The 25,931-nt window shown below is 74.4% G+C and carries 15 protein-coding genes; 6 read left to right on the forward strand and 9 right to left on the reverse strand.

All coding sequences use genetic code 11. From position 1 onward, the window contains the following. Window positions 1-4: 4 nt before the first annotated feature. The 5 genes from HD593_RS22260 to HD593_RS22280 are packed head-to-tail and all read right to left on the reverse strand — an operon-like array spanning window position 5 to window position 6,764. The gene (locus HD593_RS22260) at window positions 5-3,184 is read right to left on the reverse strand and encodes a hypothetical protein (protein WP_185104062.1); all 3,180 of its coding nucleotides are present in this window, start codon (window positions 3,182-3,184) and stop codon (window positions 5-7) included. Next, complete coding sequence (locus HD593_RS22265) at window positions 3,181-4,509, reverse strand: SWIM zinc finger family protein (protein ID WP_185104063.1); 1,329 nt, start codon at window positions 4,507-4,509, stop codon at window positions 3,181-3,183. The genes HD593_RS22260 and HD593_RS22265 overlap by 4 nt, the downstream gene beginning before the upstream one ends. 36 nt (window positions 4,510-4,545) lie before the next feature. Next, a complete protein-coding gene (locus HD593_RS22270) occupies window positions 4,546-4,929 on the reverse strand; it encodes an IclR family transcriptional regulator domain-containing protein (RefSeq protein WP_312903616.1) in 384 nt (127 codons plus the stop codon). 23 nt (window positions 4,930-4,952) lie between these two features. Beyond that, entirely contained in the window at window positions 4,953-5,975 is a 1,023-nt protein-coding gene (locus tag HD593_RS22275; RefSeq protein WP_185104064.1) for a LacI family DNA-binding transcriptional regulator, read from the reverse strand. A gap of 51 nt (window positions 5,976-6,026) precedes the next feature. Then, window positions 6,027-6,764, reverse strand: a complete 738-nt coding sequence (locus HD593_RS22280; RefSeq protein WP_185104065.1) for a VOC family protein — start codon at window positions 6,762-6,764, stop codon at window positions 6,027-6,029. 60 nt (window positions 6,765-6,824) lie between these two features. Between HD593_RS22280 and HD593_RS22285 the strand changes: the two genes are divergently transcribed. The 4 genes from HD593_RS22285 to HD593_RS22300 all read left to right on the forward strand — a co-directional run bounded on the left by HD593_RS22285 (window position 6,825) and on the right by HD593_RS22300 (window position 16,200). Then, a complete protein-coding gene (locus tag HD593_RS22285; RefSeq protein WP_185104066.1) occupies window positions 6,825-7,160 on the forward strand; it encodes an ArsR/SmtB family transcription factor in 336 nt (111 codons plus the stop codon). 12 nt (window positions 7,161-7,172) lie between these two features. After that, window positions 7,173-8,402: a GNAT family N-acetyltransferase gene (locus HD593_RS22290; RefSeq protein WP_185104067.1), complete on the forward strand. Its 1,230-nt coding sequence runs from the start codon at window positions 7,173-7,175 to the stop codon at window positions 8,400-8,402. A gap of 162 nt (window positions 8,403-8,564) precedes the next feature. Then, complete coding sequence (locus tag HD593_RS63520) at window positions 8,565-15,425, forward strand: DUF2341 domain-containing protein (RefSeq protein WP_185104068.1); 6,861 nt, start codon at window positions 8,565-8,567, stop codon at window positions 15,423-15,425. A gap of 166 nt (window positions 15,426-15,591) precedes the next feature. Continuing rightward, window positions 15,592-16,200, forward strand: coding sequence for a TetR/AcrR family transcriptional regulator (locus HD593_RS22300; protein ID WP_312903618.1), 609 nt, complete (start codon window positions 15,592-15,594; stop codon window positions 16,198-16,200). Between the two features lie 220 nt (window positions 16,201-16,420). Here the strand turns inward: HD593_RS22300 and HD593_RS22305 are convergent, their stop codons facing one another. The 4 genes from HD593_RS22305 to HD593_RS22320 all read right to left on the reverse strand — a co-directional run bounded on the left by HD593_RS22305 (window position 16,421) and on the right by HD593_RS22320 (window position 21,737). Continuing rightward, the gene (locus HD593_RS22305) at window positions 16,421-19,654 is read right to left on the reverse strand and encodes an AfsR/SARP family transcriptional regulator (protein WP_185104070.1); all 3,234 of its coding nucleotides are present in this window, start codon (window positions 19,652-19,654) and stop codon (window positions 16,421-16,423) included. Between the two features lie 94 nt (window positions 19,655-19,748). Then, complete coding sequence (locus HD593_RS22310; RefSeq protein ID WP_221524883.1) at window positions 19,749-20,153, reverse strand: DUF5360 family protein; 405 nt, start codon at window positions 20,151-20,153, stop codon at window positions 19,749-19,751. Beyond that, entirely contained in the window at window positions 20,137-20,688 is a 552-nt protein-coding gene (locus tag HD593_RS22315) for a TetR/AcrR family transcriptional regulator (protein WP_185104071.1), read from the reverse strand. The genes HD593_RS22310 and HD593_RS22315 overlap by 17 nt, the downstream gene beginning before the upstream one ends. 47 nt (window positions 20,689-20,735) lie before the next feature. Continuing rightward, the gene (locus HD593_RS22320; RefSeq protein WP_185104072.1) at window positions 20,736-21,737 is read right to left on the reverse strand and encodes an NADP-dependent oxidoreductase; all 1,002 of its coding nucleotides are present in this window, start codon (window positions 21,735-21,737) and stop codon (window positions 20,736-20,738) included. 128 nt (window positions 21,738-21,865) lie between these two features. Between HD593_RS22320 and HD593_RS22325 the strand changes: the two genes are divergently transcribed. Together HD593_RS22325 and HD593_RS22330 are read left to right on the forward strand one after the other, a co-directional pair. Continuing rightward, window positions 21,866-24,916, forward strand: a complete 3,051-nt coding sequence (locus HD593_RS22325; RefSeq protein WP_312903620.1) for an AfsR/SARP family transcriptional regulator — start codon at window positions 21,866-21,868, stop codon at window positions 24,914-24,916. Between the two features lie 102 nt (window positions 24,917-25,018). Next, window positions 25,019-25,930 carry a zinc-binding dehydrogenase gene (locus HD593_RS22330; RefSeq protein ID WP_185104074.1) on the forward strand — a complete coding sequence of 304 codons (912 nt, stop codon included), beginning with the start codon at window positions 25,019-25,021 and terminating at the stop codon, window positions 25,928-25,930. Window position 25,931 lies beyond the last annotated feature (1 nt).

Raw genomic sequence — 25,931 nt, forward strand, 5'->3', positions numbered from 1 at the left:
CGGCTCATGACGGGGCTCCGGTGAGCTGGGCGTGGAGGCGCCTGCACTCGTGGACGAAGCGGATCTTCCGGCGGCTGCGCGCGAACTCGCCGACGACCGGGATCTCCCCGCGCGCGCCGGTCCAGCGGGCCACGTCGGCGGCGAAGGCGACCAGGTCGGCGTGGGTCACGGTGATGCGCCGCCCCTCGCCAGGCAACATCGCCGGCAGCAGGGTGCGCAGGATGCGCCACACCTCGTGGTGCCCACCGGCGTCCGCCAGCTCGGTCAGGGCCGCGACGGCGGGACGGGTCTCCTTCCAGGTACGGCGCAGCACCAGCGCGAGCTGGCGGCCGATCGCCTCGGCGGGCAGCTCGCCCCTGGCGGCCAGGCGCAGGACCAGCGGGATCACGCCGGCCACGCTGTCGGCCAGGAGGAAGGCCAGGATCACCGCCGTGGACTCGCCCATCGGCCCCTGGGCGAGCTCCAGGCCGGCGATCTCCGCCGGAGTCAGCCCCGCGCCCCAGTGGCCGTACAGCAGGAAGGGCAGCAGGTTGACGGCCACGACCTCACGGTGCGAGGGCAGCATGGCGGGCCACGCCCCGAGCGTGCCGCCGGACTCGTCGGACCTCCAGCCGTCGGGCTGGCGCAGCAGCACCTCGTCGATCAGCCGATGGCCGGTCGGGGCCGTCACCCGCAGCTCCGGCTGCAGTCTGACCTCGGTGAAGTGTTCCGGCTCCGCGTCGCCGAAGTCGACCATGGACCCGCCCGCCATGTGCCGCCACACGAGGCCGCACCCGGGGTCGGCCAGGCCGTCACCGGCGAGCCAGCGGGCCGCCGAGCGGGCCGCCTCCGAGTCGACCTTGGCGGCCCGGTCGGCCGCGGCCGGGTGCCGGCCCCTGGGCAGCCGCAGCAGCGCCTGCGCCAGGTCGGCCGGGGGCGGCTCCACTTCGGCGGCGGCGCAGGTCTCCAGCCGGTCGACCAGCACGTCGGGGTCGAGGTGGCCGCTCATCCAGGTCGGCGTGGCCAGCAGCACCGGCGGCAGGGTGCCGTCGCGCAGGGCCGCGGCGAGTTCCACGTAGCGGTGCAGCAGGAAGTCGTGGAGCGGGGCGACCCCGCCGGGGCGCGGCAGCCGGTTGCGCCGCCGCCACTCCTCGTGCTCGGGCAGCGGCTCGGGCAGGTAGGAACGCAGCCGGGACGGGATGAACACGACGGTCACCTGCACGAGCGGCTCGTCCGGGCCCGGCGGGGGCACCGGCTCCCCGGCCCGCATCGCCGCGACCCGGGCGGGGTCCACGCCGAGCTCGGCCAGGTGCTCGTAGACGTCGTCGAGGACGTGGGACGGCATGGCCTCGCCCGAGTCGTCGTACAGGACGCCGGGCTTCGACCGCACCGGATGGGGGTGGCCCGGCAGCCAGTCGTCGTAGATCCTCTCGGCGCCGTCGGCGGGGGAGCCGTTCAGGTGGATCCGGCCCCCGGAGAAGGGGATCTGCCGGTCGCCCTCGCGGGCCACCGCCGCTTCCGGGCCGTCGTCGCTGGTCCAGGTGATGAAGAAGGCACGCAGCGGGGCGTCGTCGTCGAGGTAGCGGCCGGGCCGGTGGAAGCCGAAGCGGCCCATCGTGAACCGCAGGGGCTCCTCCGGGGCAGGCTCCTCGCCACGGGTGAGTTCGCGCACCTGGACGGAGTGGCTCGCGCCGTCCCAGAACTTCTCCGGCTCGATCGGCGGTGGCTCCGGCACGCTGCCGGGGGTGACGAGCTCGGCGGACAGCGCCGACTGCCAATCGGCGGGGTGCAGGAGCACGTCCCTGGAGCGCCAGTGGCCCTGGTGCTCCTCGACGTGGCGCCTGAGCTTACCGCTCAGCCCCGCCCGGTCCTCGGCGATCCCGGCGACGAAGGCCGCCAGCCAGCGTTCGTGGCCGACCCAGTGCTCGTGGTAGCCGGGGAAGATCGACGGCTCGGGGAACGGCCGCGCCTCCGGCACCTCGGGCAGCGGCGGGAACTCCTTCCGCTCCAGCAGCTCCCCGGCCGGGACCGCACCGCCGAACCGCCCGGCCAGCTTCGCGCCCAGGTCGGCGGGAAGGTGGCCGGCGCCGTCGAGGATCGCCTCGGCGTGCCCGTCGAACAGGGCGGCGTGCTTCAGGGTCAGCTCGGCCGCGCGGTTGCGCACGTCGAACGACTTGTGCGCGTACGCCGTGGTCAGCGCGGTCACGAAGTCGGCGGCCGATTCGGGCGTGGCCCGGATCGCCTGGTCGAGCCAGCGCAGGCCCGTGGCGGCGAACTTGGCCTCCTCCCGGAAGGTGAGCGCGTCCACGGCCTCGACCAGATCGGCGTGGTCGAGGGGCATCGCCGCGCGCACCTGCCCGGCGGCCAGCTCGGCGACCGTGCCCGGGGCCGACGGCAACAACCGCAGGTAGTCGCGCACGCGGGGAGCGGACTCCGCGGGCGTGGGGTCGAGCAGCGTGTGCAGCCGGACGAAGAACCGCAGGTCCTGCGGCTCGCCGCCGCGCAGGAAACGGCTCACGCAACCGTCGAGCACCTGCTCCCTGGGCAGGTCGCGGGCGGCGGCGGCCAGCCAGCGCGTCGGGCGGGGCTCCAGCCGTTCCTCGCGGAGGGCGCGGCCCGCGCCGTCGGCGGTGAAGACCCGGGGCAGCAGCACGGGGGTCAGCGGGTCACCCGGCACGCTCGGCGCGGCCAGCCACGCGGCCACCAGCGGGTCGTGGTCCGGCGGCACCGCGCCGGACTCCCGCAGCAGCGCCACGGCCAGCGGCGCGATGCGGTCGGCGGGACGGCGTATCCGCTGGGCCAGCCGGACCGCGACCTCGCGCCGCCACTCCAGGGGACGGGCGGCCGCCACCCGGCACACCAGGCCGACGTTGGGGTCCCTGGCCCAGCGGCGGTTGACGTCGCGGCTGGTCATCCACGTCACGGCCGCCGCCGGGCCGGTGATCACGCCGACCCCGGCCAGCAGCAGCCCGCCGGCCAGCTCGTCGAGCAGGTCGCCGACCTCCCAGGAGGCAAGCTCCTCGAAGTCCTCGGGGTGCCGGGCGCGTACCTGCTCGGTGCGGGCCCTGCGCAGCTCCTTGACCAGGCCGGGCAGCCGCCCGCCCAGCTCGGCGCGTTCCTCCTCGGTGAGCGTGACGAGCCGGTCGGCCAGGCGGGCGACCTGCTTGCGGGTGACCAGGTCGCAGATCTCCGTCCAGAGCGTCATCGGGAGACCTCCACGGCGGCGCGGGCGACGATCCTGGCGGCCAGCACGTGCTTGCACGGCCCGCGGGAGCCGCGATGGTCCCACCACCACTCGCAGGTGCAGGAGCCGTCGGCCAGCGAGACGCGGCGCTCGCCGCCCGAGGTGCGGACGGTGGCCGACTCTCCTTCGAGGCGCACGGCGCCCGCCTCGACGAGCTTGCGCGCCCTGGCCAGCCGCGGGTTGAGCAGGATCACGTGGTCCTTGTCGTAGGGCAGCTCGCGGTGGAAGTGGGCGGCCTCCGACAGGTCGTAGCCGACCCGGCCGGCGACGCCGAGCCGCGTCAGCGCGGCGCGTACGCGGTCGGCGGAGATGCCCGCGCGGGCGGCCAGCAGGCTGATCTCGACCTCGGGCTCGAAGTTGAGCAGCATGCCCACCACGTCGGCGTCGTCCTCGGCCTCATCGGTGGACAGGTCGTCGAGCACCGCGCCCTCGCCGGAGAAGCCGCGCCAGCGCTCGGGCGAGAGGGTGAGCGTGTAGCGCATGCCCGGCAGCTCCAGCTCCCAGGCGCTGGAGGCGGCGTCGTTCGGGCCGTACACCCGGAGGGACGTGGCGAAGCGCAGCAGCGGCAGGAGCGTGCCGAGCCGGTTGGGGGCGGCGAGCTGGACCGCGCCGGGAACCGGGCGGTCGGAGACCTTCAGCTCACGGCCCGCCTGCGTCACCCAGACCGTGCCCCTCCTGGGCAGCCCGCGCAGGAACCGCACCGCCGCCATGCCGGCCAGCTCGCCGCGCTGGTCCATGCCCGAGGCGATGACCTGCACCTCGGCGAACCCGCGTAACCAGCGCTCGGGCAGCGGCACCTTCTTCTCCACCACCGCGCCGTCCATCGTGGTCACGACCAGCTCGTCGAGGCCCACCCCGAGGTGCAACGGGTCGCGCGGGCCGATGCGCGCCAGCGCCTCCCTGAGCGGGGCGTTCACGTCGACGTTGGTGGTGCCCCGGTCGAACACCTCGCCGTCGAGCGCGCCGTTCAGCAGGTCGAGCCGGGCGTACACGCCGCCGCAGGCCGAGAACGATTCGAACCGCAACCGGTCGCCGTTGCACGTCACCACCGGGTCCCGCACCCAGCCGGGCCGCGACTGCGGCTGGTGGTAGCGGGCCAGCGCCACGTCGGCGACGCCGAGCAGGCTCGCCGCGGCGGGGGCCGCCTGGGTCACCACGCCGCTGAAGAACCGGGGGGCCACGGCGGGGCCGGACAGGGCACGGCCGCCGGAGGTCGCCAGCCCGAGCCGGCCGGCGACGAGGGAGGAGGGCGCGGCGTACGTGTACGCCTGCGTCGCAGAAGTCATGGCCGGGACGATAGATCGCGCCACCGACAAACCCGATCATCGAGGTCGCTCCGGATCGCCGGCCTCCGCCTCCGGCCGTCCCGGCCGGCCGCCCAGGGCACGCTCCACGGCCAGGCCGGTGAGTTGCAGCGGGCGGACCAGGGGCCAGGCGTGCTCGTCGTTGGGCACCACCAGGCCGAGCGCGGCCACCACCTGCCCGGCCACCCGGACGGGCACGGAGATGCCGGTGGCGTCGGGATGGATGTGGCCGGGGCAGAAGGCGTACCCGTTGCGCCGCACTTCGGCGAGCGCCGTGCGCAGGGCCTTCGCGTCGGTGATCGTGTCCGTCGTGTACGCCTGCCGCGGCCTGCGCAGCATGCGTTCCCGCAGCTCGGCGGGGGCGTGCGCGAGCAGGACCAGGCCGCTGGAGGAGGCGTGCACCGGAGGCGGGCGCCCGCCTCGGCTCAGGCACGGGAGGGTTTGGGTGGTGCGGTGCTCTCGCGGATGACGAGTTCGGTGGCCAGCTCGACGCGGTTCTGCGGCAGCGGCTCGCCCTGGGCGAGGGTCAGGAGCATCGTGGTGGCGGCGGCGGCCATGTCGGTGAGGGGCTGGCGGATGGTGGTCAGCGGGGGGATCGCCCATCTCACCGACGGCATGTCGTCGAAGCCGATGACGCTGAGATCGTCGGGGATGCGCAGGCCGAGCTGGTGGGCGGCGTGGTAGACGCCGATGGCCTGGCCGTCGTTGGTGGCGAAGACGGCGGTGGGCGGGTCGGGCAGGCGCAGCAGGCGGTGTGCTTCGGTGAGGGCGCCCTCGATGAGGAAGTCGCCGCACCCGGCGAGCTGGGGGTCGGCGGGCAGGCCGGCCAGGTCGAGGGCGGTGCGGTAGCCGTCGAGGCGGGCGCGGCTGGACAGGGCGGAGTCGGGGCCGGTGATGATGGCGATGCGGCGGTGGCCGAGTTCGAGGAGGTGGCGGGTGGCGGTGAGGCCGCCGTTCCAGTTGCCGGCGCCGACGGAGGGGATGGCGCGGGCGGGGGCGTCGGCCGGGTCGAGCAGGACGAGCGGGATCTCGCGCTGGGTGAGCTGCTGGTGCTGGGCCTCGGTGAGGCCGGAGAAGACGGCGATGACGCCGCTGGGGCGGCGGCGCAGGACGCCGTCGAGCCAGGCGTCGGCGGTGGTGTGGTCGCGGTGCAGGTCGGAGATGCCGACGGTGAGGTCGTGCCGGCGGGCGACGTCGGCGACGCCCTTGGTGATCTCGACGGGGTAGTCGCCTTCGAGGGCGTGGAAGACGAGCTCGATCAGGGTGGTGGGGGCGGAGCGGCGGCGCTGGCGGCGGTAGCCGTGCCGGCGGATGAGCTCCTCGACGGCGGCGCGGGTTTCCGAGGAGACCTCGGAGCGGCCGTTCACGACCTTGGAGACCGTCGCGGTGGAGACTCCGGCCAGCTCGGCGAGCTGGGCGATGGTGAGGGGGGACGACTCCGTGGTCATGGCGGCAGTTTAGCCAGGCCCGGGTGATCCGGCTCACACAGCGCGGCGGGGTCAGCCGCGTCCGAGCACGCAGAACTCGTTGCCCTCGGGGTCGGCCAGCACCTTCCACGGCACGTCGCCCTGGCCGACGTCGGCGGTGGTGGCACCCAGGGCCAGCAGCCGGGCGACCTCCGCCTCCTGGGCCTCGACGGGATGCGGCAGCAGGTCGAGATGGACGCGGCTCGGCACGGCCGTCGCGCCGGTCGTGCGGAGGAACTCCAGGTACGGGCCGGACCCCTTCGCCGAACGCAGCAGCGCGTGGTCGTCGGTGACCTCGTGCAGGGTCCAGTCCAGCGCCTGGTCCCAGAACCGGGCCATGGCCCGCGGATCGGCGCAGTCGACCACCACCGCGGCGATCGGCCCGGTGTCCTGGTACCTCGGCCGGGGCTCCAGCACGCAGAACACGTTGCCCTCGGGGTCGGCCATGACCTTCCACGGAACCTCGCCCTGGCCCACGTCGGCAGGCGTGGCACCGAGCTCCGTCAGGCGCGCGACCAGCTCGGCCTGGTGGGCGGCGGAGGTGGAGGCCAGGTCGAGGTGCACGCGGTACTTCACCGTCTCGGGGTCGGGGACGGTGACGAGGTCGACGTAGAAGGCGTCGGGATCCGGCCAGACGAAGCCCTCGGGCTCGAGGTTGGTCACGCCGGGGCCCTCGCTGGAGACGCCCCAGCCGAGCGCCTCCGCCCAGAACCGGCCGAGTGCCGCGTCGTCCCGGGCCTTGAAATTCACCTGAACAGGTCGCAACGCCATGCCGCCGATCATATGCCGCGGCTTCCGTACGCCCGCTCTATCGACTATCGTCGATTAACGATGAACGAGGAGAAGGGGCCTCTGCCACGCGCGGAGGCCGAGGAGTACGCGAGCTGGTTCAAGGCGCTGGCCGATGCCACGCGCATCCAGATCGTGTCCCTGCTGGCGCGGCGCCGGGCGCCGATGAGCGTGGGCGAGATCGTGGCCGTGTCCGGGGTGGGCCAGTCCACCGTCTCGCACCACCTGAAGATCCTGGCCGAGGTGCGGTTCGTCCTGGTCGAGAAGCAGGGCACCGCCAGCCTGTACCGGATCAACGAGAACTGTGTGAGCTGCTTCCCGACCGCCGCCGACGTGGTCATGGGCAACCCCGCGCCGGCGGCGCCCACCTGTGAGTGAAGGAGCAGAGCCATGGCGCACGATGAGATCATCGACCACTACTCCGCCCTCGCCCGCGCCGCGGACGCCGGCCGGGCCGCCGCCGACTGCGGGCAGGACGCGTTCGAGCGGGGCGGCTTCGGCCCGGCCGGTTACGACGAGCTGGGCGTGCTGCCCGAGGGAGCGGTCCTGGCCAGCCTGGGCTGCGGGAACCCGGTGGCCGTCGCCCGGCTGCGGCCCGGCGAGGTCGTGCTCGATCTCGGCTCGGGCGGCGGCATCGACGTGCTGCTGTCGGCCCGCCGCGTCGGCCCGGAGGGCAGGGTCTACGGGCTGGACGCCAGCGCGGACATGCTGGCACTGGCCCGGCGCAACGCCGGGCAGGCGGGTGCCCGCAACGTGGAGTTCCTGCACGGCACGATCGAGCGCGTGCCGCTGCCGGACCGGGCGGTGGACGTGGTCATCTCCAACTGCGTGATCAACCTGTCGAGCGACAAGGCCGCGGTGCTGGCGGAGGCGTTCCGGGTGCTGCGGCCGGGAGGCCGGTTCGGCGTCAGCGACGTGGTGGTGGACGGCGAGCAGGACCCTGAGCGGCGGGCCGCGGCCGAGCGGCGCGTCGGCTGCGCGGCCGGCGCGCTCCCGGCGGGCGAGTACCGCGGGCTGCTGGCCGCGGCGGGCTTCACCGGCGTGCGCGTCACGCTGACCGCGGACCATGGCGACGGCGTGCACTCGGCGATCGTCCAGGCCGCCAAGCCGGCGGCCCCGCCGGAGGTGGAGATCCGGCCGATGCGCGACGGCGACGCCGATGAGGTGCTGGCCATCTACCAGGCCGGGCTGGACACCGGCCAGGCGAGCTTCGAGACCGTCGCCCCGAGCTGGGCGGGCTTCACCGCCGCCAGGCTGCCCCACCTGCGCTACGTGGCCTGCGACACGGGCACCGGCCAGGTGCTCGGCTGGGTGGCCGCCTCGGCGGTGTCGTCCAGGCGGGTGTACGCGGGGGTGGTCGAGCACAGTATCTACGTCCATCCGGGCTGCCAGGCCCAGGGGGTCGGCCGGGCGCTGCTGGAGGCGTTCATCGCCGCGGGCGAGGACGCCGGCGTCTGGACGATCCAGTCCGGCGTCTTCGGCGAGAACGCCGCCAGCCTGGCCCTGCACCGGGCGCTCGGCTTCCGGACCGTCGGGGTACGGGAGCGCGTCGGGTGCCACCGCGGCGTCTGGCGGGACGTCCTGATGATCGAGCGCCGCAGCGCCGTCACGGGGACCTGATTCCGCCGGCGCGCAGCCCTTGATGGGCGGCTGCGGCAGCCCCCGCCTTCAGGGCGACGATCGGCCGAAAAGCCTTGTATGGAACGAGCCGAAACTGCGATGTTCATCGTGGCGTCGCCGTCCGGCCCGGACGAGTTCAACCATGATCGATGAACTCGCCGCATGCGATCCCATGCCCTGTCACGCACCCGTGCCCTCGCCCGGGTCACCGCCGCGCTCGGCGCCGTACTCGTTCTGGGGGCGGGGGTGCCCGCCGCCCACGCGGCCGATCCGCTGCCCGGGATCGACGGCGCCGGCACGCCCCGCGACCCGTACCAGATCGACTCGGCCGACGACCTGCGCACCGTCGCGAGCGCGATCAACGGGGACCCGGGCGGCTACGGCGGCGCGGCCTACCGGTTAACCGCCGACCTCGACTTCGGCGGCGGCACGTTCGGCGGCATCAACTCCTTCACTGGAACGTTCGAAGGCGCCGGCCACACCATCAGCGGCCTCCAGCTCGTACGGGAGCCCTCGGCGGGCGGCGAGGCCGACCGCCTGGGCCTGGTACGCCGGCTGGAAGGCGGCACGATCCGCAACCTCACCCTCGACGGGGTGCGGGCCGACGCCGGGACGAGCACCGGCGGCTGGATCGGCGCCGTCGCCGTCGTGGCCACCAACTCCACCCTGACCGGCATCTCCGTGAAGGGCGCCCAGCTCACGGCGAGCAGCGCCGAGAAGGTGGGCGGCATCGTCGCCGAGCTGCACAACGGGACCATCGAGGACAACCTCGTGACCGGCTCCCTGCGCGCCGCCAAGATGCCCGCCGGCATCGCCGCCTACGTCAACCAGAACTCCCAGGTGCGCCACAACCTGGCCGCGGCCGACCTGACGGTCGCCGTCCCGGGCGGGGACGGCGGCACGCGCGGCATCGACGCGGGCCTCATCGTCGGCTACCCGGGCTCGCCCAACGGCTCCGCCTTCGCCGGCAACGTCGCGCTGTCCGGCTCGATCGCCTACACGGGCAAGGCCGACGGGTTCGTCGGCCGCGTCATCGGCTACACCGGCTACGACGGCTGGACGGCCGAGAACAACCTGGCCAACGCTGCGATCACCATCGGCGGGCAGACCGTTACCGGCCCCGGCACCAGGAACCAGCACGGCACGGACGCCACGGCCGGCCAGCTCGCCCAGCGGGCCACGTACGAGGGCCTGGGCTGGGACTTCACCAACGCCTGGCGCTGGGACGACGCGCTGCGCCACCCCGTGCCGCAGTACACCCCGACGCTGTTCGGCAGCGGCACCGCGGAGCAGCCCTACGAGCTCGCCTCCGCCGAGGACCTGGAGCTGCTGGCCGCCCAGCTCAACGCCGGCAACGAGCGGTACACCGGCGACAGGCACTTCGTGCTGACCGCCGACCTCGACTTCGCCGGGCGCGCGCCGTTCGGCGGCATCAACCGCTTCGAGGGCGTGCTGGACGGCGCGGGCCACCGGATCAGCGGCCTGGTCTACGCCCCGCAGGCGAGCGCCGGCGGCGAGGCCGACCGGCTCGGCCTGGTCCGGCAGCTCGACGGCGGCACCATCCGCGGCCTCACCCTGGCGGGCGTCACGGCCGACGGCGGCACGCGCGCCGGGTTCGTGGCCGGCCTCGCCGTCGTCGCCACCGACGCGACCCTGACGGGCAACGCCGTGCTCGACGCCAACCTCACGGCCCCCGGCGCGGAGAAGGTGGCGGGCCTGGTCGCCGAGCTGCGCGGCGGCTCCGTCACCGACAACTGGGTACGCGGCACGATCGCCGCGCACAAGATGCCGGCCGGTGCCGTGTCGTACGCGAACAACGGCGTGACGATCCGCAACAACCTCGTCGAGGCGAACCTCACCGTGGCGGCGGACGGCGGCGCGGGCGGCACCCGCGGCATCGACGCCGCGCACGTCGTGTCCTACCCCGGCAACCCGAGCTCCGGCAGCTCGTTCACCGGCAACGTCGCGCTGTCCGGCTCGATCGCCTACCAGGGCAGGATCGACGGGTTCGCCGGCCGCGTCGTCGGCTACACCGGGTACGACGGCTGGACCGCGCAGGGCAACCTCGCGAACAGCGCGATCACCATCGGCGGGCAAGCCGTCACCGGCCCCGGCACCAAGAACCAGCACGGCACCGACGCCACGGCCGACGCGCTCGCCCGCCAGGCCACCTACACCGCACTCGGCTGGGACTTCGCCGAGAAGTGGAGCTGGGACGGCGAGCTCGGCCACCCCGTGCCGAAGTACGTCTCCTCGGCCGAGGCGCCGAACCGGATCGCCACCACGTTCTACGGCGACCCGGGCAGGCAGCGCGCCTTCACCTGGTACTCGACGCTGGAGACCGGCACCGCCGCCGCCGTGCTGAGCATGGACCGCGAGTTCCCCGAGGGCTCGGCCACGGTGACGGTCGAGGCGCAGCGCGAGGAGAGCGAGGACGGGGAGACGTTCTACCGCGCCGTCGCCCGCGACCTGCGGCCCGGCACCACGTACTACTACCGCGTGGGCAACGCGGACCAGCAGGTGTGGAGCGCCACCGGCACGTTCGTCACGGCGAAGGGCGGGGACGAGGACTTCACGTTCGTCGACCTGACCGACACCCAGTCGCAGAACCTGGCCGAGGCGGAGCTGTCGGCGCAGACCATCGCCAAGGCGCTCAAGCACGTGCCGGACGCGGAGTTCGTCATGCACAACGGCGACGTCGTCGAGGCCGGCGACCGGGAGCAGGACTGGAAGGACCTGCTCGACTCCGCCCGCCCGAGCCTGCTGAACACCACGCTCGCGCCGGCGTCGGGCAACCACGACGCGGCGGCGAACGCGTTCGCCGACCACTTCACGCTGGAGGGCCCGCAGGGCCAGGACCGCTCCAGCGGCGTGTACTACTCCTACACCTACAACCGCGCGCACTTCATGGTGCTCAACACCAACGAGGGCGGCGCCGAGGGCATCTCCGGCAAGCAGCTCGACTGGCTCAAGGCCGACGCCAGGGCCGCGCGCGAGGCCGGCGCCCGGTGGCTCGTCCTGGCCATGCACAAGGGCACCTACACCACGGCGAACCACCTGGACGACGGCGACGTCATGGCGATGCGCCGCACCCTCGTCCCGGTGATCGACGAGCTGGACATCGACCTGGTGCTGCAGGGCCACGACCACGTGATGAGCCGGTCCAAGGTGCTGGCCGCCGACCCCGCCGGGGTCCAGGGCGCCCGGCCCGTCGAGACCACCAGGATCACCGAGGTCCGCAACGGCAAGCGCGTCGAGTACTCGGTGGACCCCAAGGGCACCATCTACTTCCTGCCGAACACCGCGGGCGCCAAGCACTACAAGCAGGCCACCAGCCCGCAGGGGGTGGACCTGGAGCCGTACCTGCGGCTGTTCGACCGCACCGGTGAGCAGGCGGGCGAGAACTTCACCGCGGTGAACGTCACGGCCGACCGCCTCACGGTGAACGTCTACGACATCCGCGACCGCGGCGTGCCGCGCCTGTTCGAGGGCTTCGGCATCGACCGCGCGATCTCCCCGGTCGACTCGCTGATCGGCAAGCTGCCCGCCGAGGTCACGCTGAAGGACGCCGAGGCCGTGGCCGCGGCGCGCGAGGCCGCCAACGGTCTCACCGAGGCGCAGCGCGGCGCCCTCACCGGACTGGCGCGCCTGGAGGCCGCCGAGCGGCGGCTGCGCGAGCTGGGCGGCCTGGTGTCCACGGACGGCAAGACCGTCGCCTGGGCCGACCCCGAGGCCACCTCCCGCCAGGCGGTCACCGTCCGCAACGACACGGCCTCGGACTTCGCGGGCACGCCCGTGCAGCTCCGCATCCCGGCGACGCCCGGCGTCGACCGGGAGGAGCTGGCGTTCTTCGCCGCCGACGGCGCACCCCTGCCGTTCGAGGTGGAGACCTGGCAGCCGGGCGGCACCTCCACGGTGTGGGTCCGGGTGCCGGGCCTGCCGGCCAGGTCGGCGCGGCAGGTGTGGGCCTACTTCGGCGGCGGGGCGCCGGGCAACGACCCCACGGCCGTGTGGGGCGAGGCGTACTCGCTGGTCGAGCACTTCGGCAGCGGCACCGCGAGCGGCGAGCGCCGCACCGACTCCACCGGCCGGCAGTCCGGCCTCGTCGTGGGCGCGAACCTGGTCACCGGCGCCTCGGAGCGGGGCACCGGCCAGGCGAGGTTCGAGGGCTCGCGCCTGCAGTACGCGGGCGACGTCGGCGGCGGTCACGACCGCATCGCGATCAGCGGCGTGTACTCGCTCACCGAGGAGGACCTGGCCGCGCTGGGCTCGCCGGCGCCCGTGGTCGCGAAGGAGAGCGCGACCGGTGACGGCCGGCTCACGTTCTGGCAGGGCATCCGGCCGGGCGAGAAGCAGGTCGGCACGCGCCTGGCGGGCAACAGCTTCGAGTTCGGGAACGTCGACCTGAGCCACCGGTTCGGCTTCCCGGCCGACGGCAGGCCGCACCTGGTCACGCAGACCTACGACGGCATGACGTACTCGGTGTTCGTCGACGGCCGCGAGGTGCACAGCCAGATGGTCGAGTACCGCAGCACGTTCTCCGATCCGGCCGTGCAGACGACGATCGGCGACTACCACACGAGTGACGGCACCCTCCGGGCGCCGTTCCGCGGCCTGGTCGACGAGGTGCAGATCGCGGGCGTGGCGTTCACCCCCGCGTTCGAGGCCTTCCGGTACGCGAACCTGTTCGGCGACGCCGTGACCTTCGGCGAGCGGGCCGAGCGGGCGGACGAGCGCCTGACGCTGGTGGTCGGCACCCCGCGCGCGGGCGCCTCGCTGGAGGCGGGCCTGGCCGAGGTGACCGGCACCGTCAGCCGGCGCGCGAAGCTCACCGCGCAGGTGGCCGGCCAGAAGGTGTTCACCCAGCAGGTCGACGCCGGGCCGTTCACGGTCCGCGTGCCCGTGAACGAGATCGGTGAGCAGACGCTCACTCTGGAGGCCACCGCCATCGGAAAACCGGCCAAGCCGGGCAAGCCCGGTCAGGGCGGGTCGCGTGACCTGGCCGAGCCGGTCCAGGTGCGGCTCACGGTCAAGGACACCGTGGCGCCGGGCGCTCCGAAGGTGAGCGACGACGCCTCGCCGGCCTCCGGGCCGAACGCGGGAGTCACGCTGAGCGCGACACCGCAGACGGAGGACCGCGAGCGGGTCGAGGCCAGGTTCTACGCGGGCCCGACCATCCCGCTCAGCGGCTCGAACGTCGTGGTCCGCACCGGCACCACCCCGGACCGGCTGCCCGACGCGCTCAAGCCCGGCAGCGGCACCGTCACCGGGCAGCTGCTGCCGACGACGGAGGGCGCGAACGAGAACCCGTTCCAGATCTACGAGATCTCGCTCACCGGCGAGCAGGCGACGCAGGAGGAGTTCCACCTGACCTGGACGGGCTCGGGCGACGACCGCACCGTCTCGGCCCACGTGTACGACCACACGGCCGGCCGCTGGATCCTGAAGGACTCCGGCTCGGACGCGTCCGGCGCCGCGGTCCAGCTCGACGTGACCGCCCGCGCGAACGAGAACGTCGTGGCAGGCGGGAAGCTGCACCTGCTGGTCTGGCGCGGCCTGACCGCGCTGCCGGGACAGGAGGGCGGCGACCTCGCGTCGATGCCCACCGCCGACCGGTACGACTGGGCGTTCGACCACGTGCCGGACTCCCAGCTCTACGCCCAGGCCACGCCCGACCTGATGACGCACCAGTTCGAGTACGTCGCCGGCGTCGCGGCGGAGCGCAAGACCAAGCTGGTGCTGCAGTCGGGCGACTGGGTCAACCGCGAGTACCTGTCGCAGGAATACCAGTGGGTCAACGCCGAGCCGTCGGCGCGGGCGCTGGAGGACGCGAACCTGCCGTACATGATCTCGTGGGGCAACCACGACTACTCGGACGCGCGCAACGGCCGGGTCATGCTGCCGAAGTACTTCCCGATGGAGCGGTTCGAGCGGAGTCTCGAAGGCAGCCCCTGGCGGTTCGGCGGCAGCGACAACATCGACAACTACTACTACACGGCCGAGATCGACGGGGCGAAGCTGCTGCTGATCACCGTCGGCTACTTCTCCGCGGACAACGCCGCGGACCCCGGCCTGGCCTGGGCCAAGGGCGTCATCGAGGCGCACCCTGACCACGCGGTGATCCTCGCCAACCACAACTCGGTGAACCAGGGCGTCAACGGCTGGTCGAACGACAACGTCACCAGGGCGCTGATCGATCCGTACCCGAACGTCAAGCTGGTGCTCGGCGGTCACATCGCCGGCACCGGCGTCGCCTCGCGGCCCACCGCGGGCGGCAACCGCGCCTACGGCGTACTGACCGACTACCAGTCGCGCGTCTACGGCGGGCAGGAGTACCTCAAGCACATCAGCGTCGACGCCGAGAACGACCTGATCTACTTCAACACCTGGTCGCCCCTGCTGGGCAAGGCGACGTCCGACGGGAACTGGCACCACAAGGTCCCCGAGGGCGCGATCCCCGGCTTCCACGGCGCGGACTCGGAGAACTTCGCCCTGGAGATCGACCTCGGCGGCAGCACGAAGCGGACCCTGGCCGCCACGTCGCTCACCGTCGCGGCCGGCGCGCGGCAGCAGGTCGGTGACGTGCGGCAGGCGGTCGGCGCCGAGCGGGTCTCGGTGATGCTGAACGGCGTCGGGAGCGGCGGCTCCTACGAGTGGTACGCCGAGCTGCGCGACCCCGCGGGACACGTGACCCGCAGCGCGGTCAGCACCTTCACCGTGGCCGGCACGCCGGCGCCGCCCGCCTGGGACGCCGGGACCGCCTACACCGCGGGCCACGAGGTGACCTACCGCGGCGCCGTCTGGCGGGCGTCGTGGTGGACCCGCGGCCAGCAGCCCGGCGACCCGAACGGGCCGTGGCAGGAGATCGCCACGACCGGCGACGGCACCGCCGTCTGGACACCGACCCGCATCTTCGTGGCCGGTGACGTGGTGGAGCACCGCGGCCGGCGGTACCAGGCCGCTTGGTGGACCCGCAACCAGGAGCCGGGCAACCCGCACGGCCCCTGGCGTCCGCTGAGCTGACCCTGGGATGAACGCGGTCGTGGGCGTGGTCGTTCGATGCGACCACGCCCACGACTGTTTCCGCTGCACTCCCTGCCCGACGTGCGGCGGCCGGCTTCTTCACGGCCGGCGGGCAGGGCGGCACACTTCCGGTCCACCCGGTACAGAAGGGCGTATGATCGGGTGTGTGGAAGTGACGCCGAGGACGCCGCCGGGCCGGCCGCGGGGGTTCGACGCCGACGAGGCCCTGGAGCAGGCCATGCTGCTCTTCTGGGAGCACGGTTACGAGGGCGTCAGCCTGACCGACCTGACCCGCGCCATGGGGATCGCGAAGACGAGCATGTACGCGGCCTTCGGCGACAAGGAAGACCTCTTCCGCAAGGCCCTGCAGCGTTACAGCGAAGGCCCGGCGGCCTACGTGGCCCGGGCGCTGGAGGAGCCGACGGCGCGCCAGGTGGCCACCGCCTTCCTCAACGGCTCGGTCAGGGCGACCACCCGGCCCGGCTGCCCCGCCGGCTGCCTGGGCGTGCAGGGCTCGCTGGTCGCCGGCGACACGGCCCGGGCCATCAGCGACGCCCTGGCCGCCTGGCGCGAGGAGGGCCGCGCCCGGCTGCGCGACCGGTTCCAGCGGGCCGCGAGCGAAGGCGACCTGCCTGCGGACGTCGATCCGGCGCTGCTCGCCCGCTACCTCATGACCGTGGCGAACGGCATCGCCGTCCAGGCCACCGGCGGCGCCGGCCCTGACGAACTCCAGCAGGTGGCCGACGCGGCCCTTCGGAACTGGCCTCCCGTCTGACGGCCTGCACGTTCAAGCCGGAACCGGCCCCCTGACCGACGGCCCGCACGTTCAAGGTGCGGGCTCGCCGATGTGGGCCGGGGCGAGCAGGGCGGCAAGCTTTCGACAACAATGCGCCGGCATGCCGTCGCCACCATGGTCTCAGCGGTCCAACGCTCCAAAGGAGCCGGGCCCGGCCCCCCGACCGGCAGGGGAGTCACTGGGGCGCTTCCCTGCCGGCTCATGGTTCCTGACCGTCGCCCAGGAGGGCGCGGACCTCGCCCGCCTCCGGGGCGCCGATCTCCGTGCAGATCGTCCGGGCCCGCCGCCAGTGCTCAAGGCAGGCGTCCGGACGGCCGAGGCGGCGGCAGGCGTGGCCGAGCGTGAGGCGAGTACGGGCTTCGCCGAGACGGTGACCGGTCTCCCGGTGGATCTCCAAGGCCGGCCGGGCGTGCTCGACGGCCTGGTCGTCCCGGTTCCCGAGGTGGTGGAGGCCGGCGAGGGCGGTGAGGGCCGCGCCTTCGAGCAACCGGTAGCCGTCCTGCCGGGCGAGGGCGAGCGCCTCCTCGGCGGCGGGGAGGGCGTCATCAGGGTGGCGGACGGCGGCCAGGCCGAGGAGGGCGGTCAGCTCGGGGGCGCGGGCCCTGGTCTCGCGCGCGATGCGCAGGGCCTCTTCGTGGTGCCGGGCGGCGTCGTGAGGCAGGCCGAGCCGCCCGCAGACGGAGGCGAGGGTGTTGAGCGCCTCGGCCTCGAACCGGCGGTTCCCGGTGTCGCGCGCCAGGGCCAGCGCGGACCGGGCGAACTCTCGTGCCTCGCCGTCGCGGCCGGTGTCACGGTGAACGTCGGCGAGCAGGCGCAGGGTCTCGGCCTCGGTGTCCCGGTCGCCGATCTTGCGCTCGATCTCCAGGGCCTGGAACAGCAGGTCCCGAGCCTGGCCTGTCCGGCCGAGCAGGTGGCAGACCTCCCCGAGGTTGTTGAGGTCGATGGCCTCGGCCCCGGGGAAGCCGAGTTTCCTGTCGAGGATCAGGGCCTGCTCGAAGAACCCGGCCGCCTGCTCCAGCCGTCCCAGCGCCTCGTGCACCAGCCCGAGATTGCCCAGGCTGGCGGCCTGCCCGGCGAGCCGTCCCGTCCGCTGGTTCACCGCGAGCGCCCGGGTGAGGCAGGCGGCGGCCTCGCCGAGCCGGCCTGAGTCGAAGTACACGCTGCTGAGGTTGCCCAGCGCGGCGGCCTGGCCGTCCGGCCACCCGGCCTGCTGGAAGAGCTCCGCCGCGTTGGTGTAGTGCTCGGCGGCCTGTTCGAAGCGGGTCTGGTGCAGGTACGCGTCGGCGAGGCTGAGCTCGGCCGCCGCCTGGGCCGCCGGCGCGTCGTCGGCCCGGGCGTCGGCGAGACCGGCGTGGGCGAGGGCCAGCCAGTCCGCGGCGTACATGCGCAGCCAGAAGTAGCCGCGCAGGATGTCGGTGAGCCGCCACGCGACGGAACGCGGCCCGTGTTCGGCGGTGTGCTGCGCGACGGCGAGCAGGTTGCCGCGTTCGGCTTCCAGCCAGGCCAGCGCGGCGGTGTCGCCGGCGAACCGCGGGGCCGATGGCGGTCCGGGCAGGGGCAGCCGGAGCTTCTCCGGGTAGAGCAGCCGGGCGGCGGCGTCGGCGGTGCGGAGGTGGTGGTCGTACAGGCGGTGTGCCGCGGCCTGCCGATCGTGCTCGTGCTCCTCCTGGAGCGCGCGCTCCCTCGCGTAGAGGCGCAGCAGGTCGTGGAAGGCGTACCGGGAGGCGGCGCGCCGTTCGACGAGGTGGGCGCCGGCGAGCTCTTCCAGCACCCGTACGGCCTGACCGGGCGTGACACCGGCCAGCGCGGCGGCGCCGTCGGCGTCGAAGTCCGAGCCGGGATGCAGGCCCAGCAGCCGGAACACCCTGGCGGTGCCGGCGGGTAAGCGCTGGTAGGACCACGAGAACACGGCCCGCACGGCCGCCCGCGGATCCCCTCCGGCGTTCAGCAGGTCCAGCCGCCGCCGCTCGTCGGCGAGCTCGGCGACCAGGTCCGCCAGCGGCGCGGCGGGACGGGCGGTGGCCATCTCGGCGGCCACCCGCAGCGCCAGCGGCAACCGCGCGCACAGCCCGGCGAGCGCCGCGGCGGCGCCCGGCTCGGCGTCGGCCCGCGCCCCGATGAGCGTACGCAGGAGCAGGGTCGCGTCGGCGGCGGACAGCAGGTCCAGGTCCAGGCGGCAGGCGCCGTGCAGCGCCACCAGCCCGGCCAGGGAGTCCCGGCTGGTCACCATCACCACGCAGGACGGCGAGCCGGGCAGCAGCGGGCGGACCTGCTCGACCGACGAGGCGTTGTCCAGGAGGATCAGCATGCGCCGTCCGCTGACCTCGCTCCGGTATCGGGCGGCCGCGTCGTCCTGCTGCGGCGGGAGGTCCTGCGCGGGCACGCCGAGGGCGGACAGCAGCCCCGCCAGCGCCTCACCCGCCGTCATCGGCTGCTGGGTGTCGTAACCGCGCAGGTTCACGTACAACTGCCCGTCGGGGAACGCGTCCCGGACGCGGTGCGCCCACCGTACGGCCAGGGCCGTCTTGCCGACCCCCGCGGTGCCCGAGAGCGCGGAGATGATCACTGCGGTGGGATGCTCGGCCGTCTCGGCCAGCACGGCGTCCAGCCGGGCGAGTTCGGCGTCGCGGCCGGTGAAGCCGCGCACGTCCAGGGGCAGGAGCGCCGGTGCGCCGGGCCGGCGGGGCGGCGGCCGGCGCGGCTCGTCGCGCAGGATCGCCTCGTGCAGTTGCCGCAGCTCGGCCCCGGGCTCCGTGCCGAGCTCGTCGGACAGGCGCATGCGGATGGCGGCGTAGCAGGCCAGGGCCTCGGCACCGCTTCCCGCCGCGTGGAGCGCGCGCATGAGCGCCGCGGCGAGCGGCTCCACCAGCGGGTACTCGGCCAGCAGGTCGCGGAGCCGGCCGGTCGCGGTGCCGGGGTCGCCGGCCTGCAGCTCGGCGTCCGCCCAGGCGACGACCGCGTCCAGGTGCTGCCGCCGCAGGCTCTCCCGCACGCGTGCCGCCCATGCTCCGGGGATCCCGGCCAGGGGTTCCCCGCGCCACAGGGCGAGCGCGTCCCGCAGCAGGCGCAACCGTCCGGTGTCCGAGCCCCGGGCCTGCTCGACGAGCCTCCGGAACAGGTGCAGATCGACTCGTTCCGGATCGGCCTCCAGCACGTATCCGCCCGACCGGCGGACCAGCCGGGCGGCCTCGTGCCCGTCGCCGGCCCGTTCGAGCATCCGCCGGATCCGCGCGACGTGGGAGTGCAGCGCTCTTCGCGCGCCGTCCGGTGGCTGCTCGCCCCACACCCGATCGACCAGCGTCTCGACCGGCACCGGCCGGCCGGCGTCGGCCAGCAGGGCCGCGAGCACGCTCCGCCGCTGCGGCGGCCCCACGTCCACCCGGCCGGTGGCCGTCACCAGCTCCACCGGGCCCAACAGCCGGAACTCCGCCATGTGCCACTCCCGATCCCGATCGCAGCCGTGCCTGCCGTGAACCGTGGACGCCGGCCCAGCCTCAGTCTGAATCATGGGCGGGCCCGCCGCCCCGCTAGGAGGCGGGGACGCCGGGCCGTGACCGGGTGAGGCAGACGATCGCGGGGATCGGGAAGAGCAGGAGGTAGAGGTTCGGCAGCCACCAGAGCAGCGAGAAGTCGCCGCGCAGCGTCCAGAACGCGATCGCCATCAGGCCGGAGGCCATGGTCAGCACGAGCGAGACCAGCATCAGCCCCGGCCCCGACGGCGAGCTCCGGCGCAGGAGGTACAGGCTGGCCAGGCCGGTCGCGCTGGCCGCCAGGTCGATCCAGAGGAACGACCAGTTCCAGTCGGCCACCACCGGATCGGAGTAGCCGTTGAACGCCCACTCGGGCGGGATCAGCCCCAGACCCGTGACGGTGAAGTAGATCACCAGCGCCAGGTCCGTGAAGAGCATCAACGCCTTAGTGACGGGCAGCACGGTCGATCTCCTCCATCAGGTGGCGCCTGGTCTGCTCGTGCAGCGCCGGGTCCGGCTCGCCGAGGCCGAGGAGCCTGGCCGCCCACCAGCCGTCGACGGCCAGCCGTACGGCCGTCGCCACGGCCGGGTCGATGCCGTCGTCGGTCAGCCTGGCCTGCCAGGCGGCGTACCTGTCCCGCAGCGGCGCCAGCCCCGCCGGGTCCACCAGCACGGCGGCCAGCAGGGCGGCGGTCGCGCGGTCGGCCGGGGTCCTGGCCGTGGTGTGGTGCTCGGGGATCGTCGCGTTCAGGTAGGCGCGCAGGTAGTCGCCCGGCTCGCCGCCCGTCTCGGCCAGGGCTCGGTCGAAGGCTCCGGTCAGCCGGTCGACCATGGCGGCGACCAGGGCCTGCTTGGTGGGGAAGTGGTAGAACAGGCCGCCCTTCGACACGCCTGCCCGCCGGGCCACCGCTTCCAGGGTCAGGGCTTCCGCCCCTTCGGACAGCAGGACCTCGGCGGCGGCGTCGAGCAGCCGTTCCTTCGAGCTGGGTCGTGGCATGAGGAAACTATACCGGCTGACCGGTATAGTTTCCCTCGCCAAGGGGATCAGAGCCTGACCAGCATCTTCCCGACGTTGCCGCCGCGCATCATGTCCAGGAACGCGGCGGGAGCCCGCTCGATGCCCTCGGCCACGGTCACCTCGGTGTGCAGCGACCCGTCCGCCAGCCAGCCGGCCGCCTTGCCGATCCACTCGGGGAAGAGGTGGAAGTAGGAGTTGACCAGCATGCCGCGCAGGGTCGCGTCCTTGGCGGCCAGGGCGAACAGATTGCCCGGGCCGGGGACCGGCTCGGTGGCGTTGTAGGAGCTGATCGCACCCACCATCGCGATCCTGCCGCCGTGGCGCAGCGCGTCGATGGCCGCCACCAGGTGGTCGCCGCCGACGTGGTCGACGTAGACGTCGATGCCGTCGGGGGCGGCCTCGGCGAGCTGCCCGGCGAGCGATCCGGCACGGTAGTCGATCGCGGCGTCGTAGCCGAAGTCCCGCACGAGCTTCTCCGCCTTCAGCGGCCCGCCCGCGGAGCCGATCACGCGGGAGGCGCCGAGCTTGCGGGCGAGCTGCCCGGCGATCGTGCCCACCGCTCCGGCCGCCGCCGAGACGAAGACCACGTCGCCCTCCCGTACGGGCGCCACGTGCGTCAGGGCCGCGTAGGCGGTCAGCCCGGTGGTGCCCAGCACGCCCAGCCACGCCTCGGCGGGAGCCAGGGTGAGGTCCGCGACGGTCGCGGCCGCGGCGTCCACCACGGCGTACTCGCGCCAGCCCAGGAAGTGCACGACGGTCGCGCCCACCGGGACGCCGTCCGCCCGCGAGGCCACGACCTCGCCGATCGCCGAGCCGCCCAGCGGCGCGCCGAGCTGGAACGGCGGCAGGTAGGACTCGGCGTCGTGCATGCGCTCCCGCATGTAGGGGTCGACCGACATCCAGGTGTTGCGCACCAGGACCTGGCCCTCCGCCAGGTCGGGCAGCGCGGTGGTGACCAGCGCGAAGTTCTCCGCGCCCGGCTCCCCGGCGGGACGGGCGGCCAGGTGGATCTCGCGGTTCACGGTCATGGTGGTGCTCCTCGTTCGTCGTGCCGACTGCTTCGCGACTCACTGTGGACGGGGGCGCGCATGATCCGCTGGGGGTTCGCTGCGGGTACGGTGACCTGGTGCGATTCGGTGTACTTGGCCCTCTTTCCGTGTGGACCGACGACGGGAGGCTCGTGCGGGTCCCCGAGGTGAAGGTCCGCGCGCTGCTGGCCGACCTGCTGGCCCACGAGGGCCGTCCGGTGCCTGCCGACCGCCTGGCCGAGGACCTGTGGGGGGACGAACCACCCGGCAACCCCGTCAACACGCTGCAGACCAAGGTGTCCCAGCTGCGCCGCGCCCTGGAGCAGGCGGAGCCGGGAGGCCGCGAGCTGGTGGCCTTCCAGGCGGCGGGCTACGTCCTGCGTGCCGCCGACGTGGACGCCGCCCGCTTCGCCGCGCTGCTCGCCCAGGCCCGCGCCGCCACCGATCCGCGGGCGAGGGCCGGGCTGCTGTCGGACGCCCTGGCGCTGTGGCGCGGCCCGGCCTACGCCGACTTCGCCGACGAGGAGTTCGCCCGCCTCGCGGCCACCCGGCTGGAGGAGCAGCGCCTGACCGCGCTGGAGGAGCAGGCGGAGGTGCGGCTGGAGCTGGGCGAGCACAGCCTGATGGCCGACGAGCTGGGCGAGCTGGTGGCCGCGCACCCCCTGCGCGAACGCCTGCGCGCCGCCCACCTGCGCGCGCTCTACCGGTCCGGACGGCAGGCGGAGGCCCTGGCCGGGTACGACGACCTGCGGCACCGGCTGGCCGACGAGCTGGGCCTCGACCCCGGCCCCGAGCTGGCCGGCCTCCACCAGGCGATGCTGCGCCAGGACCCCTCGCTCGCGCCCCCGCGCCCGCGGACGAACCTGCCCGCTCCCCTCACCGAGCTGATCGGCCGCGAGCAGGCCGTGGCCGAGGTCGGCGCCCTGCTCGGCGCGGGCAGGCTGGTCACGCTGACCGGTCCCGGCGGGGTCGGCAAGACCAGGCTCGCCCTCGCGGTCGCCGGCCTCGCCGCCGGCGCCCATCCCGACGGGGTGTGCCTGGTCGAGCTGGCGGGTGCCTCGGGCGAGACGGCGACCGTGGCCGGGATCGTGGCCGCCGAGCTGGACGTACGCGACGACACGGCGACGGGCTCGCGCCCCGGCGTGCGCCCGGCCGCCCTGCCCCACCGGCTCGCCGACGCCCTGCGCGGCCGGCGGCTGCTGCTCGTCCTGGACAACTGCGAGCACGTCGTCGAACCGGTCGCCGAGCTGGTGGACCTGCTCCTGCGAGCCGCCCCCGGCCTGCGCGTGCTGGCCACCAGCCAGGAGTCGCTGGCGATCCCGGGGGAGACCCTGTACGCGGTGCCACCGCTCGCGCTCCCGGTGCCCGGATCGGACCCGGCGCGGGCCGCCTCCGTACAGCTGTTCGTGGCCCGCGCCGCGGCCGCCGCGCCCGGGTTCGTGCTCGACGAGGACAGTGCGCCCTCGGTGGCGGCGATCTGCCGGAGGCTGGACGGGCTGCCGCTGGCGCTGGAGCTCGCCGCCGCCCGGGTGCGCACGCTGGGCGTGCGCGGCGTGGCCGACCGGCTGGACGACCGCTTCCACCTGCTGACCGTCTCGGGACGGGGCCGCCCCGCCCGCCAGCAGACCCTGCGCGCGGTGATCGACTGGAGCTGGGAGCAGCTCACCGAGCAGCAGCGGCTGATCCTGCTCAGGCTGGCCGTCCACCCGGGAGGCTGCACGCTGGAGGCGGCCGAGGCGGTGTGCGCGGGCCCCGGGCTGGACCCCGGGGCGGACGTGGCCGGCCTGCTGGACCAGCTCGTGACCAGGTCGATGGTCGAGTCCGCCGGCGGCATCCGCTACCGGCTGCTGGAGTCGATCGCCGCCTACTGTCTCGAACGGCTCGACGGCGCCGACCCGGTCTTCCAGCGCCGCGACGTCTACTACACCGAACTGGCCGAACGGGCCGCGCCCCACCTGCACGGCCCCGGACAGCGCCAGTGGCTGGAACGGCTGGACAGCGAGGCGGCCAACCTGCGGGCCACGCTGGAGCACACCACCGACCCCGCGCTCGCCCTGCGCCTGGCCGGCGCCCTGGCCTGGTACTGGTACCTGCGCGGCAGGCACCGTGAAGGCCGCGCGTCCCTCGCGGCGGCGCTGTCGCTGCCCGGCGCGGAGTGCGCCAGGACGGCGGCGTGGGAGACCGGGTTCGCCATGCTCACCGGCGACGGCACCGACCTGCTGCGGCGCAGCCGTACCGCGGCGCGGGCGCTGGACGCCCACGACGCCCGGTCACGCTGGTTCCTCGCGCTCGCCCACCTGAGCTTCGGGGACGCCGCCACCGCCGGGGGCCTCCTGACCGAGGCGCTGGCCGGGTTCCGCGCCGCCGGCGACCGGTGGGGCGAGGCGGCGGCGCTGGCGAGCCGCGCCAAGCAGGCGATGTTCCAGGGCGACCACGCCCTCGCCGAGCGGTCCGGCACCGAGAGCCTGACGATCTTCGAGGAGCTGGGCGACGGCTGGGGACGGCTGCAGGCCTCCGACATGCTCGGCTACCTCGGCGAGATCACCGGCGACTACGAGCGGGCCGCCCGCCTGCACAGGGAGGGCCTGCGCCTCGCCGAGGACCTGAGGTTGTGGACCGACGCGTCGTACCGGCTGTCCAGCCTCGGCCGGCTCGCCCTGCTGACCGGGGACCTGGACGGATCCAGGGAGCTGCACGAGCGCGGCAGGCGCCTGGCGGCCGAGCAGTCCAGCAGCTTCGCCGAGGAGTTCGCCCGCGTCGGGCTCGGCCTCGTCGCCCGCCGCGCCGGCGACCTCGACGCGGCCGAGCGGCTCTTCCAGCAGTCGCTGGCCTGGAACCGCCGCCTGCGGGCCGACTACGGCCTGCCCTTCTACGGGGTGACGCTGCTGCTGGCCGAGCTGGGCTTCATCGCCGAACAGCGCGGCGACACCGCCGCGGCCAGGTCCCTGCACCTGGAGGGGCTGGCCGCGGCCCGCGAGGTCGGCGATCCGCGCGCCATCGCCCTGGCCAGGGAGGGGCTGGCCGGGGTCGCGGCGGCCGAGGGCGCCTACGAGGAGGCGGCGGCGCTGCTGGAGGAGGCCGCCGCGCTCAGGGAGTCGGTCGGCGCGCCCCTGCCGCCCGCGGAGCGCGGCGACGTCGACCGGATCGCCGCCGCCATCCGCGCGGCGCTCTCGCGCTGAACCCCGGCCCTCCGGGAGGAGGGGGCCCTGCGCCGACCCCCAGCGGATCGTGCGCGCGTCGCGCCAGGGTGGTCCCCGTCACCCACTGATGGAGGAGCAACGATGCGAGCCCTGACCTTCACCCCGGACCTCTCCTTCGAGACCGTGCCCGACCCGGTGCCCGCGCCCTCCCAGGCGCTGGTCCAGGTGTCGGCGTTCTCGCTCAACTTCGGGGAGATCGCCTTCAGGAGCCCGGACGCCCGGCCGGGACACGTCCCCGGCTGGGACGCCGCCGGGGTGGTCGTCCAGCCCGCCGCCGACGGCTCAGGCCCCGCCGCCGGCACCCGCGTGGTCACCTTCGGCTGGTCGGGAGCCTGGGCGGAGCTGCGCGCCGTGGACACCGCCGAGCTGGCGGTCGTGCCCGGCACCGTCGACCTGGGGCAGGCAGCCGCGCTGCCGGTCGCCGGGGTCACGGCGCTGCAGGCCGTCCGGCGGCTCGGCCCGGTGGCCGGCCGCAGGGTCCTGGTCACCGGCGCGTCCGGAGGCGTCGGCCGGTTCGCCGTGCAGCTCGCCGCCCGCGCGGGAGCGCACGTGATCGCCTCCGCCGGCAGCCCCGCCCGCGCGGCGGGACTGCCCGAGCTGGGCGCCGCCGAGATCGTCATCGGTCCGGAGAACCTGCGAGGCCGGGTGTACGGCGTGCTGGACAACGTGGGCGGGCCGCAGCTCGCGCAGGCGTTCTACCGGCTGGAGGACGACGGCGTGGTGATGGCCATCGGACGGGCCGCCCGCGAGGCCACGGTCATCGACTTCGAGCTGGCGGGCACCCGGTCGGCGCGCGGCCGGATCGAGAACTTCAACGTGACCGCACCGTTCGGCGCCGACCTCGCCCACCTCGTCGGGCTGCTGGCCGATGGCGAGCTGGACGTGCGGGTCGGCCTGCGCGGGCCGTGGGACCGGGCGCGGGAAGCCGCCGAGGCCCTGCTCTCCCGCCGCGTCGCCGGGAAGGCGGTCCTCGACGTACGGCGCGCGTCCTGAC

Origin of the sequence: Nonomuraea rubra (assembly GCF_014207985.1) — a bacterium.
GTDB classification, from domain to species: Bacteria; Actinomycetota; Actinomycetes; order Streptosporangiales; family Streptosporangiaceae; genus Nonomuraea; species Nonomuraea rubra.

Bases quoted from the DNA above. Each gene is read 5' to 3' on its own strand.
- HD593_RS22260 (WP_185104062.1), bottom strand. From the start codon at position 3,184: ATGACGCTCTGGACGGAGATCTGCGACCTGGTCACCCGCAAGCAGGTC.
- HD593_RS22265 (WP_185104063.1), bottom strand. From the start codon at position 4,509: ATGACTTCTGCGACGCAGGCGTACACGTACGCCGCGCCCTCCTCCCTC.
- HD593_RS22275 (WP_185104064.1), bottom strand. From the start codon at position 5,975: ATGACCACGGAGTCGTCCCCCCTCACCATCGCCCAGCTCGCCGAGCTG.
- HD593_RS22280 (WP_185104065.1), bottom strand. From the start codon at position 6,764: ATGGCGTTGCGACCTGTTCAGGTGAATTTCAAGGCCCGGGACGACGCG.
- HD593_RS22285 (WP_185104066.1), top strand. From the start codon at position 6,825: ATGAACGAGGAGAAGGGGCCTCTGCCACGCGCGGAGGCCGAGGAGTAC.
- HD593_RS22290 (WP_185104067.1), top strand. From the start codon at position 7,173: ATGGCGCACGATGAGATCATCGACCACTACTCCGCCCTCGCCCGCGCC.
- HD593_RS63520 (WP_185104068.1), top strand. From the start codon at position 8,565: ATGCGATCCCATGCCCTGTCACGCACCCGTGCCCTCGCCCGGGTCACC.
- HD593_RS22305 (WP_185104070.1), bottom strand. From the start codon at position 19,654: ATGGCGGAGTTCCGGCTGTTGGGCCCGGTGGAGCTGGTGACGGCCACC.
- HD593_RS22315 (WP_185104071.1), bottom strand. From the start codon at position 20,688: ATGCCACGACCCAGCTCGAAGGAACGGCTGCTCGACGCCGCCGCCGAG.
- HD593_RS22320 (WP_185104072.1), bottom strand. From the start codon at position 21,737: ATGACCGTGAACCGCGAGATCCACCTGGCCGCCCGTCCCGCCGGGGAG.
- HD593_RS22330 (WP_185104074.1), top strand. From the start codon at position 25,019: ATGCGAGCCCTGACCTTCACCCCGGACCTCTCCTTCGAGACCGTGCCC.